General features: G+C 73.6%; 14 protein-coding genes. 10 read left to right on the top strand and 4 right to left on the bottom strand.

The features are described 5' to 3' along the window. Positions 1-22: 22 nt before the first annotated feature. The 4 genes from ACFTWP_RS29650 to ACFTWP_RS29635 are packed head-to-tail and all read right to left on the bottom strand — an operon-like array spanning position 23 to position 4,151. On the bottom strand, positions 23-829 hold the full coding sequence (locus ACFTWP_RS29650) for an ABC transporter permease (protein ID WP_380267999.1): 807 nt from the start codon (positions 827-829) through the stop codon (positions 23-25). Positions 830-885: 56 nt separating this feature from the next. Continuing rightward, positions 886-1,680 (bottom strand): ABC transporter permease, encoded by a 795-nt coding sequence (locus tag ACFTWP_RS29645; RefSeq protein WP_380267998.1) that lies wholly within the window; start codon positions 1,678-1,680, stop codon positions 886-888. Between the two features lie 33 nt (positions 1,681-1,713). Next, a complete protein-coding gene (locus tag ACFTWP_RS29640) occupies positions 1,714-2,658 on the bottom strand; it encodes an ATP-binding cassette domain-containing protein (protein ID WP_380267997.1) in 945 nt (314 codons plus the stop codon). After that, on the bottom strand, positions 2,655-4,151 hold the full coding sequence (locus tag ACFTWP_RS29635; RefSeq protein ID WP_380267996.1) for a condensation domain-containing protein: 1,497 nt from the start codon (positions 4,149-4,151) through the stop codon (positions 2,655-2,657). The genes ACFTWP_RS29640 and ACFTWP_RS29635 overlap by 4 nt, the downstream gene beginning before the upstream one ends. A gap of 740 nt (positions 4,152-4,891) precedes the next feature. Between ACFTWP_RS29635 and ACFTWP_RS29630 the strand changes: the two genes are divergently transcribed. From ACFTWP_RS29630 to ACFTWP_RS29585, 10 genes are all read left to right on the top strand, one after another. After that, positions 4,892-6,169 (top strand): hypothetical protein, encoded by a 1,278-nt coding sequence (locus tag ACFTWP_RS29630; RefSeq protein ID WP_380267995.1) that lies wholly within the window; start codon positions 4,892-4,894, stop codon positions 6,167-6,169. 53 nt (positions 6,170-6,222) lie between these two features. Continuing rightward, positions 6,223-6,456 carry a ferredoxin gene (locus tag ACFTWP_RS29625; protein ID WP_380267994.1) on the top strand — a complete coding sequence of 78 codons (234 nt, stop codon included), beginning with the start codon at positions 6,223-6,225 and terminating at the stop codon, positions 6,454-6,456. Between the two features lie 49 nt (positions 6,457-6,505). Then, on the top strand, positions 6,506-7,264 hold the full coding sequence (locus ACFTWP_RS29620; RefSeq protein ID WP_380267993.1) for an iron-containing redox enzyme family protein: 759 nt from the start codon (positions 6,506-6,508) through the stop codon (positions 7,262-7,264). Positions 7,265-7,378: 114 nt separating this feature from the next. Continuing rightward, positions 7,379-8,170: an HpcH/HpaI aldolase/citrate lyase family protein gene (locus ACFTWP_RS29615; protein ID WP_380267992.1), complete on the top strand. Its 792-nt coding sequence runs from the start codon at positions 7,379-7,381 to the stop codon at positions 8,168-8,170. Between the two features lie 116 nt (positions 8,171-8,286). Beyond that, complete coding sequence (locus ACFTWP_RS29610; RefSeq protein WP_380267991.1) at positions 8,287-9,075, top strand: hypothetical protein; 789 nt, start codon at positions 8,287-8,289, stop codon at positions 9,073-9,075. Continuing rightward, complete coding sequence (locus tag ACFTWP_RS29605) at positions 9,068-10,120, top strand: alpha/beta hydrolase fold domain-containing protein (RefSeq protein ID WP_380267990.1); 1,053 nt, start codon at positions 9,068-9,070, stop codon at positions 10,118-10,120. Before ACFTWP_RS29610 ends, ACFTWP_RS29605 begins: the two co-directional genes overlap by 8 nt. Positions 10,121-10,168: 48 nt before the next feature. Continuing rightward, positions 10,169-10,420 carry a phosphopantetheine-binding protein gene (locus ACFTWP_RS29600; protein ID WP_380267989.1) on the top strand — a complete coding sequence of 84 codons (252 nt, stop codon included), beginning with the start codon at positions 10,169-10,171 and terminating at the stop codon, positions 10,418-10,420. A 244-nt stretch (positions 10,421-10,664) separates the two neighbouring features. Further along, positions 10,665-11,759 (top strand): aminomethyltransferase family protein, encoded by a 1,095-nt coding sequence (locus ACFTWP_RS29595; RefSeq protein ID WP_380267988.1) that lies wholly within the window; start codon positions 10,665-10,667, stop codon positions 11,757-11,759. A gap of 23 nt (positions 11,760-11,782) precedes the next feature. Then, positions 11,783-13,036 (top strand): cytochrome P450, encoded by a 1,254-nt coding sequence (locus ACFTWP_RS29590; RefSeq protein ID WP_380267987.1) that lies wholly within the window; start codon positions 11,783-11,785, stop codon positions 13,034-13,036. Between the two features lie 3 nt (positions 13,037-13,039). Continuing rightward, complete coding sequence (locus ACFTWP_RS29585; protein WP_380267986.1) at positions 13,040-14,023, top strand: NAD(P)-dependent oxidoreductase; 984 nt, start codon at positions 13,040-13,042, stop codon at positions 14,021-14,023. Positions 14,024-14,036: the final 13 nt, after the last annotated feature.

The raw sequence follows: 14,036 nt of genomic DNA, 5'->3' as shown, positions 1-14,036 counted from the left end.
GACGTCCCGCCCCCGCCCGGTGCTACCGGGTCAGCGCCCGGTCGATCCGCCGCATCGCCCAGCGCAGGCTCACCGCCCCGAAGACGGTCAGGTAGACCACCGGGACGATCAACTGCGCGCCGACGTGGCCGAGCGACGGCTGCCGCACCAACTCGATGCTCTGGTACAGCGGCAGGCACTCGACCACGATCTGCAGCCAGCGCGGGTACACCCCGAGCGGGTAGAAGGTGGTGGCGAAGAGGAACATCGGCAGCATCGCCAGCTGGATGAACTGGAAGTCCTGCCAGCTGCGCAGGTAGGTGACCACGACCAGGCCGGCGGAGGCGAAGGCGAAGCCGATCAGGGCCGCGCCCGGCAGGACCAGCAGGATCCCGGCCGAGTGCGCCAGGCCGAGGACGGACACCACCACCAGGAACCCGGTGGTGATCAGCGTGCCGCGCAGCACGGCCCAGAGCGCCTCACCGAGGGCGATGTGCTGCGCCGTCATCGGGGTGGCCCGGATGGACTCGTAGGTGCGGTTGAGCCTGAGCTTGGCGAACATGTTGAAGGTGGTCTCGTTCATCGCCCCGTTCATCGCCGCGGTGGCCAGCAGGGCCGGTGCCACGAAGGCCGAGTAGGCCACCGGCGAGTCCCCGAGCCCGGGCACCCGGCCGACCAGCTGGCCGATGCCGACGCCGATGGAGAGCAGGTACAGCACCGGCTCGAACACCTCGGCCAGCAGCAGGTACCAGGTGTGGCGGTAGATCAGGAGGTTGCGCGCCACCATGTTCCCGGCGCCGCGCAGGCGTCCGTGGTGCACGGCGGTGTGAGGGGCACTGAGGACGGTCACGGGCGGACGGGCCTGCCTTCCGGGTGGCGGGGAACACGGCGTGGGGGACGGACGGATCAGCCGTACAGATGGCGGGTGTAGCTGCGGCGCCCCAGGAGCAGGCCGGCCGTGGCCATCGCGGCCAGGTAGAGCACGTGCGCGCCGCTGTCCAGCGGCGCGGCGGTGCCGAGCGCCAGCTCCCGGCAGAGCTGGATGCCCTGGTAGAGGGGCGTCACCGACACCACGGCCTGGAGCCAGTCGGGGAGTTGGGTGGTGGAGTAGAACGTGCCGGAGAACATGTACATCGGCAGCAGGACGAATCGGAAGACACCGTTGATCCGGGTGGACTGGGTCACCGTGACCGCCCAGGCGGCCACCGGCGCGGCGAAGGCCAGCCCGGTCAGCAGCGCGGCCGGCAGGAGCAGCAGGCTGTGCCGCCAGGGCACCGCCCCGGTGGCGACGATCACCGCGACGAAGGCCAGCGCGCTGGTCAGGACCCGGAAGCCGGTGAACAGCAGGTGACCGGTGAAGATGTCCGCCGGACGCATCGGAGTGGCCGCCGCCGCACGGTAGTTGCCCCGTTGGCGGGCCGACTGGAAGACCGGTCCGGCCGAGTCCAGGAAGGCGTTCTGCATGGCGGCGGCCGCCAGCAGGCCGGGGGCGAAGAACGCCAGGTAGGAGGCGCCGTGCAGGTGGTCGCTGCCGCCGTCGTCCACCAGCCTGCCCAGCCCCACCCCCATCGCGGCGAGGAAGAGCAGCGGGTTGGCGACGTTGACGACGACGGTGCCGCGCCAGGTCCTGCGGTAGCGGTGCATCCAGTACGTGAACTCCCGCAAAGCGGGCGACCGGGCGAGGTCCGGGAGGAGCGCCATGGACGGGCCTTTCGAAGGTGATCGCTCGACGGGTCAGTCGACGAGGGTGCGGCCGGTGAGGGTCAGGAACACGTCCTCCAGGCTCGCCCGGCGGACCAGCGCGGTGAGGGGCGTGATCCGCTCGGCGTGCACGGCGGCCAGCGCGGCCTCGCCGTCCTTGCAGTAGAGGAGCACCCGGTCCGGCAGGACCTCGACCCGCTCGGCGAGTGCGGCCAGCCGCCCGGCCGTCCGCTGCTGCTCGCCCGGGGGGAAGCGCAGTTCCAGCACCTCGCGGGTGGCGTGGGTGCGGATGAGGTCCTGCGGGGATCCCTCGGCGACGATGCGGCCGGCGTCCATCACCACCAGCCGGTCGCACAACTGCTCGGCCTCGTCCATGTAGTGGGTGGTCAGGACGAGCGTCACGCCGTCGGCCTTCAGCTGGTAGAGCCGCTCCCACAGCAGGTGGCGCGCCTGCGGGTCGAGCCCGGTCGTCGGCTCGTCCAGCAGCAGGATCTCCGGCTCGTTGACCAGCGCCCGGGCGATCGTGAGCCTGCGCCGCATGCCGCCCGACAGGGCCTCCACCTGGGCGTCGGCCTTGTCCGTCAGCCGGGCGAACTCCAGCAGCCGTTCGGCCCGCTCCCGGATCACCGCCCGGCCGAGCCCGAAGTACCGGCCGTAGATGAGCAGGTTCTCCCGGACGGTGAGTTCGGTGTCGAGCGTGTCGTCCTGCGGCACCACGCCGATCCGGGCCCGGATCTCGGGGCCGTGCTCGGCGGTCTCCATGCCGAGCATCCGCAGGCTGCCGGAGCTGAGCGGGGACACGCAGCCGAGCATCCGCATGGTCGAGGACTTCCCGGCGCCGTTGGGCCCGAGGAACCCGAACGCCTCGCCGCGGTGCAGCTGGAAGTCGATTCCCTCGACCGCGACGAACCCCGAGTCGTACACCTTGCGGAGGGCGGAGGCCTGGACCAGGAGTTCGCTGGAGATGGTGACTGTCACTTCGTACCCTTTGGCTGTTGTGTGCTTCGGTGCGACGGGGGCGGTGGTGCGGGCGCCTCGGGCCGGTCCGGGGCCGCGTCGGGGTCGGCGAACGACCGGCGGAGCGCGCCGATCCGCCGGTCCGGGTCGGTGACGGCCAGCACGAGCAGCCTTTCGAGGTCGCCGAGCAGGTCGACGGCCCGGTGGCGGCCGAGGAAGGCCGGGTCCAGCGAGAGCGTGATGAGGCAGGTCTCGTCCAGCCGGTGCAGGGAGAGGAAGAGCTTGGCGCCCTTCTGCGGGTCCTGGCGGGGCAGTTGCTCCAGCCTGGTGAGGGGCAGCGCGGCGGTGACGGCCTCCGGGTCGTGTTCCGCGCCGGCGTCGGCCGGCCGGCCCTCGGTGCGCGGCGGGCGGTCCCCGTGGAAGCTGACGTCGTTGAAGAAGCAGTAGCTGTCGGGGGTGAAGCCGCGTTCGGCGGCGATGTCGGCGACGAGCCGCTCCACCCGGCGGGGATCGGCCTCGCACCGCCGGTGTGCGGCGAGCACGGTGGTGACCGCTCCGCGCAGGTACCGTTCCAGCGGCTGGTCGGCCACCGTCAGGTGCAGCATGGCGTTCTGGTTGAAGGCGCCGACGTAGTCGCGGTCCTCGGGGGCGAACCGGGTGGCGACGATCAGGCGCAGGGCGGCCTCCGGCTCGCCGGTCCGGAAGGCCAGCAGCAGGCCCAGGAGCGCGACCAGCGAGGTGCCCGGGGTGACGCCGGTGCGGGCGGCGAGCAGGCGCAGCGCGCGGGCCATCGCCGGGCTGTCGACGCTGGCCCAGTCCCTCCCGGTGGCGAGGCTGCGCGGGGACTTCTCCAGCATGGTCGGCGAGACCACCCGCAGTCTGCGCTCCCAGTGGGCGAGGGTGGCGGCCTCCCGGCGCGCTCCGGCCTCGGAGCGCTCGTACCGGGCCCGTTCGGCGGGCTGTCTCGCCCGGGCCGGCAGGACGTGGTCGGCGGGCGCGTCGGCCGCCAGCAGGGTGGCGAGGTCCCGGAGGACGATCCGGAAGCTCCAGGCGTCCACCGCGAGGTGACTGATGGTCAGGACGACCGCGGCCGGGGCCCCGTCGCGGTTGAGGACGGCGGCGCGGATCGGCAGGTCGTGGGCGTGGTCGGTGGCTCCGCGCCGCAGTCGCTCGCCCAGCCCCTGGGCCTCGGCCGCGAGGTCGGGGCCGGTCGCCTCGTGCACGGCGACGCGCAGTTCGCCCTCAGCGAGGACGCGCTGCGTCGCGGTGCCGTCCTGCTCGAAGTAGTGGCTCCGCAGGGCCTGATGACGTTCCATGAGGACGCGCAGCGCGGCCCGCACCTGCTCCGGGCGGGTGCCGGCCGGGACGGCGAGCCAGCGGTACAGGTTGGGCGAGTCGTCGCCCTCGGGCAGCCAGCGCAGCACGTCCCAGAAGGCCAACTGCCCCCAGGCCAGCGGTGTGGGCGGGGGGCAGTCCGCCCGGAAGCGGACCGTGTGGTGCGCGGGTGAGAGCATGCGTGGTCTCCTGTGAGGTGCCGCCCGATGTCGCTGTGCCGGGGCCCGCCGGGTGGCCCGTGGCGGCGGGTGCGGCAGGGCCGGCCGGCCGGTTCCGGTCGCGCGGGCGGTCCGGTCCGGGCGCGGTGGTGCGGTGGGGGTTCGGCGCCGCTGTCGGGAGCGGCTCGGCGGCGCGGTCCGCTTGTGGCGGAGGGTGCGGGCCGGCCTGGCGGGGGTGCCCCGGTGACGCTGGTGGTGGGGAGCGTCCGAGGCCGCCGTGGGCCGGGCCCCGATCGCGACGGGCCACGTCGCGCGGGGCCCGGCCCTCCGTCACCAGCCCATGGTGTCTCATATTTTCACCGTATTGCAAGTAGATTGCGGATCTGTCTGGCGTGGGCGTTTGCCTCCGGGGGCCGCCATGTCCGTGGGCGAAGCGGCCGATCGTGACCTGTGGCTGACCGTCAGGTCGACTGCTCCCGGCGTCGATCGCGCGCCGTGGTGGCCGCCCTGGGGTGGCCGACGGTCGTCGTGCGGTCGACCGGGAGGCGGCGCGGGGGAGGCGGGTGGGCCGGCTCGGCGGGACGTGGCCGAGTGTCAGGGTACTGACCATCAGGTAGTTGCAGGAGTTAGCGAAAAATATTCAAGTCCTTGCAAGGGCACGATCAAGTATGTAAGGCTGCCGCAGCGCCGCACCGACGTCTCGGCCTCCGCGCCTCTCCGCATCAGGACAGCTGACCCCACCCAGCACCCCAGGAGATTCGATGACCTCGCTCATGCCCGGACGTACCCACGTCCTGGAGGCGGACACCGCCGACCAGTTCCGCACCGCCGTGGCCGCGGCACCGGACGAGCACTGCCTGGCCGGAGTGCTCGACGCCTGCTTGCGCCCCCTCGTCTACAGCCGCCACCACTGGCTGGTCTACAAGGGGGAGTACCGCGTCCGCGCCGACCTCCGATCGGCCTACGAGTCGTGCCGGCAGCGCGATCCGCGCCAGTGGGACGACGAGGAGGCGGATCTGATGCTCTCCCTGTTCGCCCTGGACACCGCGTCCACCGGACTCGACGACCTCCTCGACCGGGTCGACTCCGCCGCGGTCCGCGCGGTGCTGCACGCCCGCCACGCGCTCTACACGGGCGTCGTGGCGCCGGCGGAGCAGGCGCCGGACGGGCTCCTCGCCCTCGCCCGGCGGGTCGAGAGCCTGCGCCCCGCCGTCCAGCAGACCCACGAGCTCTTCTCGGTGATCGACGGGCGCGCCTGGTTCCGCACCGAGGGCGTCCTGCCGCACGCGGACATCGACACCGAGCAGCTCACCCCCGTCGTGGACGAGGTGCTCGTCGAGGTGTTCGGCGAACCGGCCGGCCCCGCCACCTCCGACCGGCTCCGGGCCGCCACCAGGACGGCCGTCGCGACCGACGGGGACAGCGCCTCGGTCCTCCGGGCCGTGATGCGGGCCGCGCTCGCCGACCCGGTGCTCCGCGCCGACCACGTGACGCTGACCTGCCCCATGGGCGACATGCTCGACCGCCCGCACGAGATGACCACCAGCGACGCCTTCTTCACCGAGACCCAGCTGCGTGACGGCATCGAACTGGGCGACTACGCCGAACAGTTGGGCCACGAGTCCACCGACCAGCTGCACCGGACCATCCGGGCCCGGATGCTGAAGCTCAAGCGCGGTGCGATCCGCAGCCTCTACGGACCGGGCTGCCTGCAGGGCCAGTTCGTCGAGAAGCACGGCGGCCACATGCTGTTCCGCAACGAGGACGCCCACTACCGGGGGCACAAGAGCATCGGGTGCTCCAGCGGTGGCCGGGCCTCGTTCGCGCTGCGCCACGCCACCGGCGGGGCCGAGCAGGTCATGACGCCGATGATCGGCGACTTCCGGGTCGTGCGGATGAGCCACGACGAGGACCAGACCTTCACCGCCGCCGAACTGCCGCAGGTCATCCGCTACGGCGAATGGCTGCGCGTCGTGGTGGAGGAGACCTACCGGCTGGGCGCGGTCCTGCGGACGGACGCCCCCAAGCCCACCGTGTGAAACCCGGCCCGCCCTCCCGCGACGAGGTCCGGCCTCACCAGAAAGGACGAACCGTGCGGATCTGGATCGACCAGTCCACCTGTCAGAACAGCGGACTGTGCGAGGAGGAGGCGCCGGAACTCTTCGGCATCGGCAACGACTTCCTCGCGTACGTGCGCCAGGACGGCCGGCTGCTGGAGGAGCCCGGCGGTGAGGAGAGCCAGGCCGAGGTGCCCGAGCACCTCGAGGAACTCGCGGAGCTCACCGCGCGGGCCTGCCCGGCCTCCTGCATCCACCTGATCGACTGACCGACCACCCGTGTGGTGAACCCACCCGCCCAACCCATCGGGGAATGACATGACCACCATGATCGACCAGACCGTAGAGCTGTCGCCCGAAGAGGCCCACGACCGGATCCACGCCCTCGCCCGGGGCTGCTCGGACCACCCGGCCCTGAAGAACCCGTTCTACGAGCTGTGGATGACGCAGGAGCTCACCGCGGACGAGGTGGAGCTCGTCGCCAGGAACTTCTACGAGCGGGTGCGGCGCACGCCGGTGCGCATCGCCCTGGCCTTCCTCCACATGACGGACATCGCGGCCCGGGCCGAGACGGTCGAGAACCTGTACGACGAGATGGGCCTCGGAAACCCGCGGAAGGTCCACTCGGTCATCCTGAAGGACTTCTTCGAGACGCTGCTCGGCCGGCTGCGCGGGCACGAGGTGGACCTGGACTCGGTGGCCGCGCCGCTGCTGCCCTCCACCGTACGGCTGATCGAGGAGGGCGAGAAGGTCTTCAGCAGCCCGTACGCGCAGGAGGTCTGCGGCGCGCTGCTCGCCCAGGAGTGGCACGCCTACCCGCAGCTCGTCCAGCTCTACGAGGGTGTGCGCAACTACCGCGGCCACTACGGGCTGGAGGAGTTCCACGAGAACTGCGAGTACTTCTACCTCCACATCGGCGCCACCGAGAAGGAGCACAAGATCCACTCCCTCTCGACCGCCGCCAAGGCCTGCCGCACGGTCGAGGACATCGCCCACATCGAGCGCGGCTTCACCACCTACCTCGACCTGCTGGCCGAGAACTGGAACGAGATCCACCGCACCATCCGTCCGGCCTGACACACCGCCGGCGCCCCGGTCCGGCGTCCCCGCCGGTCCGGCCCCGGGCGGCCCGGGCGCCGGCGCCGGCGGTGCCGCCGGACGGGGGCGACCGGCGCGACGAGAGGAGCAGCGGTGACCGAATCGGAGCAGGACCCGCCGCCACGGCGGCCGGGAGGCGGTCTCCTCCGTGCCCCGGAGGACGGCCCCGCGTACGGGCTCTTCCTGGTGAGCGGGAGCGCCCTGCTCGCGGAGGCCGCCGCGTACACCCGGGTCGACTGGGCGGTGATCGACATGGAGGGCGCCGCCATGACCAAGGCCGACGCGCTGCACCAGGCGCAGGCCCTGGCCGGAACCGGGGTGGCCCCGATCGTCCGGGTGCCGCGGCTGGACCGCCACGACATCGAGTTCGCCCTCGACCTGGGCGTGGCCGGCGTGATGGTCCCCAAGGTCGAGCAGGCCGAGGACGCCGCGCGCGCCGCCCGCTTCTCGCACTACCCGCCGCAGGGCAGCCGAGGCGTCAACCCGATCCGGGCGAGCGCCTACTACAGCGCCTCCGACCGGTACTTCGAGTCGGCGAACCGGGAGATCCTCTGCATCGTCCAGATCGAGAGCCGCGAAGGCGTGCGCAACGCCGGGGAGATCGCGCGGACCGACGGGGTGGACCTGCTCTTCGTCGGGACGGGCGACCTCGCGATGGATCTCGGGCAGCCGGGCCGTCCGGGCGGGCCGGCCTTCGACCAGGCCCGGCAGGCCGTGCTGGCGGCGTGCGCCGCCGCCGGCAAACCCGCCGGGATCTTCGCGCCCAGCACCGGACTGGCACGGCAGTACGCCAAGGAGGGGTTCCGCTTCGTCGCGGTCGGCAACGAGGTGAAGTTCTTCGTCCAGTCGGCCGCGCTCGCGGTGACCATGCTCCGCAAGCAGTGAGACCCGGACGCGACCAGCGGAACCACCGAACGCCCGAGGACGGGAACCCCCGAGCGGGAACCCCCGAACGGGAACCCGAGGACCGAACCCCCGAGGACCGGAAGGAGCACACGGCCATGGACCAACCCCGGTGGGTCACCCGCCAGCGGGCGGTGTCGCGGAGGGTGGTCTTCGAAGGACGGATCAGCCGGGTCGTCGACTACTTCGGCGGCGCGGCGCCGGACGGCGGACCGCAGGCCTACCTGGTGGAACAGCGGAACCACGTGCTGCGTCCGCACTTCCACCCCGTCGACCAGTTCCAGATCCTGCTCGGCGCCCCGGGCGCGTACTTCGGCCGCCGGCCGATCGACCTCCCGGTCGCGCACTACGCCGACGCCCGCACCGTGTACGGCCCGCTCACCGGCGGCGACCCGCCCCTGCGCTACTTCACCCTGCGGGCCGAAACGACGCACGCCACGGAGTTCATGCCGGAGTCCCGGGCGCTGCTCCCGGCCCGCCCCGGGCGGAGCCTGCACCGGGAGATCGCGCCCGCCCCGGTGGATCCCGCGGCGGAGCGGGCCGGCCGCACGACCCTGCTGGCGGACGAGCACGACGGCCTGGAGATCAGCTGCCTCACCGCCGGCGCCGGTGCGTCCGTCGAGCTCCCCGGGGCGGGACCGAGCGGGCAGTTCCTGTTCGTCCTCGCGGGCGAGTTGGAGTACGGGGGCGCCGGCCACCCCGCCGAGTCGATCGGCTGGCAGCCGCCCGGCGGCGCCGGCTGGACGGGGCGCGCCGCGAGCGCCGGCACCCGGCTCCTCGTCCTGCGCTTCCCGGCCCGGACCGCGGTCGGGGCCCCGCCGGCGGAGACCGGCGCGGACGCCGACCGGCGCGCCGCACGTGGCGAGAAGGGTGGGAACCATGCATGACGACCTCGGGCTCGCACCCGTACGCCGGCTCGACCCGGAGCCCGGCCGGCAGCTCGACCCACAGCTTGCGCCGGAGCCCGCCCGGCAGCTCGACCCGGAGCTCGAACGGGCCGCCCGGCTCTACCGGCTCGTCGACCACGCCGATCCGCACGCCGTCCGCAGGGAGGCCGCCCGCCGGATCCGGGTGGCCCGGATGACCGGGCAGTGGGCCGCCGCCGACGCCGGCGTCCGGGTCGAGGACACCGTCGCCTCCGACGGCGCGGGTCGCGCGGTGCCGGTGCGGGTCTACCGGCCGGTGGCGGCCACCGCGCCGTACCCGGCGGTGCTGTACCTGCACGGCGGCGCGTTCATCTCCGGGGACCTCGACTTCGAGCACCCCCGGTGCCTGGAGATGTGCCGCGAGACGGGGGCGGTCGTCGTCTCCGTCGACTACCGGCTCGCACCCGAGCACCCCGCCCCCGCGGCGCTGGAGGACTCCGTAGTCGCCCATCGGTGGCTCTGCGGGGCCGGCGGCGAGGCGCTGTCCGTGGACCGGAGCCGCATCGCGGTGGCCGGCACCAGCGCGGGCGGCGCGCTGGCCGCGGGGGTCTGTCTGACGGTCCGCGACGAGGGCGAACTGCCGCCGCCCACACTGCAGATGCTGCTCTACCCCGTCGTGGACGACCGGATGGAGACCGTCTCCGCCCGGGCGTTCACCGACACACCGGCCTGGGACTCCCCGAACTGCGCGCACATGTGGCAGCACTACCTGGGGCCCGCCGGCACCCGCGGCGGCGTCCCGCCCCACACCGTGCCGGCCAGGACCGCTGACCTGTCGGGCCTGCCCGCCGCGTACGTGATGACGGCCGAGTACGACCCGCTGAGGGACGAGGGCGCGGCCTACGCCCGCCGGCTCGCCGCCGCCGGCGTCCCCACCGAACTGCACGAGTACGCCGGGACGTTCCACGGCTTCGACACCCTGGCCCCCGCGACGGTGTCGCGACGGGCCCTGCACCAGCAGCACGCCGTCCTGCGCGGCGCCCTGCACCGACCCCGGCAGACCTGACGCGCGGCCACGCCCGCCCCACCCGGCCGGGCAGAGAGAGGACACACGATGTCAACCGAAACCGAGTTCGTCAGCGACGCGCTCCGCTTCCTCCAGGAGATCGGCGCGGACACCACCGGCGTCGAGGCGGGGACGAACCTCTTCGACACCGGGGTGCTCGACTCCCTGGGCACCCTCGCCTTCCTCGACTTCCTGGAGCAGCAGTTGGGCGAGGAGATCGAGGTCGAAGCCCTCGACATCGACTCCATCGCGACGCTGCACGGTGCCCACCGGTTCGTGCAGGCCCACACGCAGGTCTAGGGCCTGTCCGGCGGATCTTGCCGGGCGCGCGACGCCGGATCATCCTCCCCCAGCCTTCGGCCGGGAGGTGCCCCCATCTGGACGCACGCCCGAATCATCCAAGTACGTCCAGTACGAGGACGATCCGGGCGCACGCCCAGACGGGCGCCCGACCCCGCGCGCCGATCCGCCAAGATCCGCCGGACAGGCCCTAGCCGCCCGCCCTCCCGAGCCGGGAGGCCGACCTCCGATACGGGGCCCACAGATGAACCCGCACCGCTCGCCACTGCACGAGGAGCACATCCGCCTCGGCGCCCGGATGACCGAATCCGAGGGCTGGAGCATGCCGTTGGAGTTCGCCGGCCCGTTCAAGGAGTACCGGGCCCACCGCAACGCGTCGGTGCTGTGGGACGCCTCCGACCTCGGCTCGATCCGGGTCTGCGGCCCCGGCGCCCGCGACCTCCTGCAGCGCACCCTCACCAACGACCTCGCCCGCTGCGGGCCGGGGCGCAGCCAGTACACCCTGCTGCTCTCCGGGGCGGACGGGAGCGTGCTGGACGACCTGATGCTCTGGTGGGTGGAGCGCGACCACTTCCTCCTGACGGCGAACCGTCCGGCCGCCGTGCTGGACGCGCTGCGGTCCGCGCGGGCGGCCGGGCCATACCCGGACTGCCGGATCGAGGACGTCTCCGCGGGGCGGGCGCTGCTCGCCCTGCAGGGCGCGCAGGCCGCCGAGCGGATGGCCGAACTCGCCCCGGCGGCAAGCCCGGTGCCGGTGGCCGGCGTGGCACGGCTGCGGCTGTGCGGTCACGAGGCGCTGGTGGCCGCCACCCGGTTCGGGGGCCGCGGCGGCTACGAGCTCCAACTCCCCGCACCGGCCGCCCGGGAGGTCCACCGGGCCCTGCTCGCCCGCGGAGTCGCGCCGGTGGGCCTCGCGATGCGCGAGACGCACCGCCTGGAGGCCGGAATCCTCCGGCACGGCTTCGAGTTCGGGCCGGAGGTCACCCCGCTCGAAGCGGGCCTGGAGCGGATCGTGGCCTTCGACACCGAGTTCACCGGCCGGGCGGCGCTCCTCCTGCGGCGCCGGCGCGGCATCCGGCGGATCCTGCGGACCGTCGTCATGGACGGCCGCCGGATCCCCCCGGCCGGGGCCGAGGTGCTCCAGGGCGGCGAGCCGGTGGGTCGCGTGACCAGCGGCACCTTCTCGCTCGGCCTGCGCCGCGGACTGGCGCTCGCGTTCCTGCGGCCCGACGTCGCCGCGGGGAGCGCCCTGAGCGTCCGCACGCCGGCCGGGGAGGCGGGCGGCGCGGTGGCCGTCATGCCGTTCGTCCCGGCTCCGCCCGCGGCGGCGCACCGGTGACCGCCGCGATGAGGCCGCGACCGGTGCCGGCCATCGAGATCTTCGACCCGATGCGCCCGGACGTCCTGAAGGATCCGTACGCGGCCTACCGGGCGCTGCGCCGGCACCGTCCGGTCGCCGAGCTGGAGCCGCTGGGCATCTGGGTGGTCAGCCGGTACGCGGACGCGCAGCGGGTGCTCGGCGACCCCGACGGGTTCTCCGCCGCGCTGGCCTTCGGCAAGGACGCGACGCTCCTCGACGACCGGGGCCCCGTGCGGCGGCAGCTGAACCTGAAGTTCGCCGGGGACGCGGGCGGGGTCGTCTCCTCCAGTGACGGCGAGGTGCACGCCCGCCTGCGCCGGACGGTCGCCAGGCTGCTGAGCAAGCCGCGGCTCGACGCCGTCGACCCGGCGATCGGAGCCCACGTGCGCCGCGTGATCGCCGCACTCGCCTCCCGCGGTGAGCACGTCGACATCGTCGAGGACCTGGCCAAGCCGGTGGCCGCGCAGTCGATCGGCGCCCTCATGGGTCTCCCCGAGAACGTCGTACGGGTGCTCGCCGGATGGGCCGACCTGACGGCCCGCGCGCTGGACCCGGGGGACGAGCTGTCCTCGGTGGCCGCCGGACCGCGGGTGATGCGCAGCAACCTCGCCTCCTTCCGCGCGGTGACGGCGTTCCTGAACGCCGCCGCCCGCGCGGCGCCCGGCGACCCGTCGCGCGCAGCCGGTAGCGGCCTGGCCGACTCCTGGCGCGAGGCGGACACCCCCGCCGCCCGCGAGGAGGTCATCCTCGCCGTCCTCCAACTGTTCCAGGCGGGCTACGAGACCATCGTGTCGGCGGTCTGCCACCTGTTGGCCGCCTTCGTGATCGACCGGCCGCGACCGCCGGGCCACCCGGCCGGTCCGGACCTGTCCGGCGCCCTGATCGAGGAGGGCCTGCGGCTGGCCTCCCCGGTCCGGGCCACGCTGCGGACGGCGGTCGGGCCCCGGACGGTCGGCGACGTGCCGGTACCCGGCGGCGCGCGGCTGATGGTGCTGATCGGCTCGGCGAACCGGGACGAGCGGGCCTTCGAGGAGCCGGGGACGGCGCTCGCCGGGCGCCGGCCCGCGCACCTGGCGTTCGGCGCGGGCCCGCACCGCTGCCTCGGACGGATGCTGGCCCACACGGAACTGCGCCACATCATCGGCGCGCTGGCGAGCGCCACCTCGCGGATCTCGTCCGTCGCGGGGGCCAGGGTCAGCGCCAACATCCTGAAGGCCGGCTACGAGTACCTGCCGGTACGGGTCGCATGGCGCTAGGCCATGTCCGGCCTAGGCCGTGCCCGTCCGGCGAGTCGACAACCCCCATCAACCCAGTGCTCATCAACCCAGTACTCAGCAACCCAGTACTCAGCAACTCAGTGCTCAGCAACTCACGAACGGGAGCGCCCCGCGATGCGCGTAGGTTTCATCGGAGCCGGACTCATGGGAGCACCCATGGTGGAGCGACTCCTCAAGGCGGGGCACGAGGTGGTCGTCTCCTCCCGCACACCCGACCGGCTGCCCCCGCACTGGACCGTGGTGGACGGCCCCGCGGCGGCCGCCGCCGGCGCCGAGGTGATCTGCTCGATCCTGCCGGACTCCGCCGAGGTCCGCACCGTGGTGGCGGCGGTGCTGAGCGTCGCCGAACCCGGCGCGGTGCTGGTGGAGATGACGACGCACTCGCCGGTGGTCGCCCGCGAACTCGCGGGTGAGGCCGAGGCGCAGGGGGTCGGCTACCTGGACTGCCCGGCCGGCGGTGGCATCGCCGCCGTACGCGACGGGACGCTGGCCTTCTGGGTCGGCGGGAGCGAGGCGACGCTGGAACGGGCCCGGCCGGTCCTCACCGCCATCGGTGACGAGGCGAAGCTCCGGCACTGCGGCCCGGTCGGCGCCGGCCTGGTGGTCAAGTTGGCCAACAACTACCTGGTGGCCGTCAACGCGGTGGCGTCCGGCGAGGCCCTGGCGATGGTCCGCGAGGCCGGGATCGACCCGTCCGCGGCGATCGGGGCGATCACGACCGGAGGCGGCGGCGCCAACGCGCAACTGGCCAACCTGTACCCGAACCGGGTCTTCGCCGGCGACTTCCGCGCCGGCTTCAAGCTCGGCTACCTGCTGAAGGACCTCCGGCACGCCCTCGACCTCGCCGCCGGCACCGGCCTGGCCGTCCCGGTCGGCGAGGCCGCCCGGGACCGGATCGGCGAGGCCGGGCAGGAGTACGGCCACGAGGTGGACTTCGGTTCGGTGGCCCGGCTCTACGGCTGGTAGTCCACCACACGCA

It is taken from the genome of Kitasatospora sp. NPDC057015 (assembly GCF_042673745.1).
Lineage (GTDB): Bacteria > Actinomycetota > Actinomycetes > Streptomycetales > Streptomycetaceae > Kitasatospora.
The sequence above is the reverse complement of the archived record's forward strand: the minus strand, read 5'-3'. Positions and strand labels throughout refer to the sequence as shown.

What these genes read in the sequence shown, in the direction of transcription:
- ACFTWP_RS29605 (WP_380267990.1), top strand. Translation starts at nt 9,068, where the DNA reads ATGCATGACGACCTCGGGCTCGCACCCGTACGCCGGCTCGACCCGGAG.
- ACFTWP_RS29645 (WP_380267998.1), bottom strand. Translation starts at nt 1,680, where the DNA reads ATGGCGCTCCTCCCGGACCTCGCCCGGTCGCCCGCTTTGCGGGAGTTC.
- ACFTWP_RS29620 (WP_380267993.1), top strand. Translation starts at nt 6,506, where the DNA reads ATGACCACCATGATCGACCAGACCGTAGAGCTGTCGCCCGAAGAGGCC.
- ACFTWP_RS29595 (WP_380267988.1), top strand. Translation starts at nt 10,665, where the DNA reads ATGAACCCGCACCGCTCGCCACTGCACGAGGAGCACATCCGCCTCGGC.
- ACFTWP_RS29610 (WP_380267991.1), top strand. Translation starts at nt 8,287, where the DNA reads ATGGACCAACCCCGGTGGGTCACCCGCCAGCGGGCGGTGTCGCGGAGG.
- ACFTWP_RS29585 (WP_380267986.1), top strand. Translation starts at nt 13,040, where the DNA reads ATGTCCGGCCTAGGCCGTGCCCGTCCGGCGAGTCGACAACCCCCATCA.
- ACFTWP_RS29600 (WP_380267989.1), top strand. Translation starts at nt 10,169, where the DNA reads ATGTCAACCGAAACCGAGTTCGTCAGCGACGCGCTCCGCTTCCTCCAG.
- ACFTWP_RS29630 (WP_380267995.1), top strand. Translation starts at nt 4,892, where the DNA reads ATGACCTCGCTCATGCCCGGACGTACCCACGTCCTGGAGGCGGACACC.
- ACFTWP_RS29635 (WP_380267996.1), bottom strand. Translation starts at nt 4,151, where the DNA reads ATGCTCTCACCCGCGCACCACACGGTCCGCTTCCGGGCGGACTGCCCC.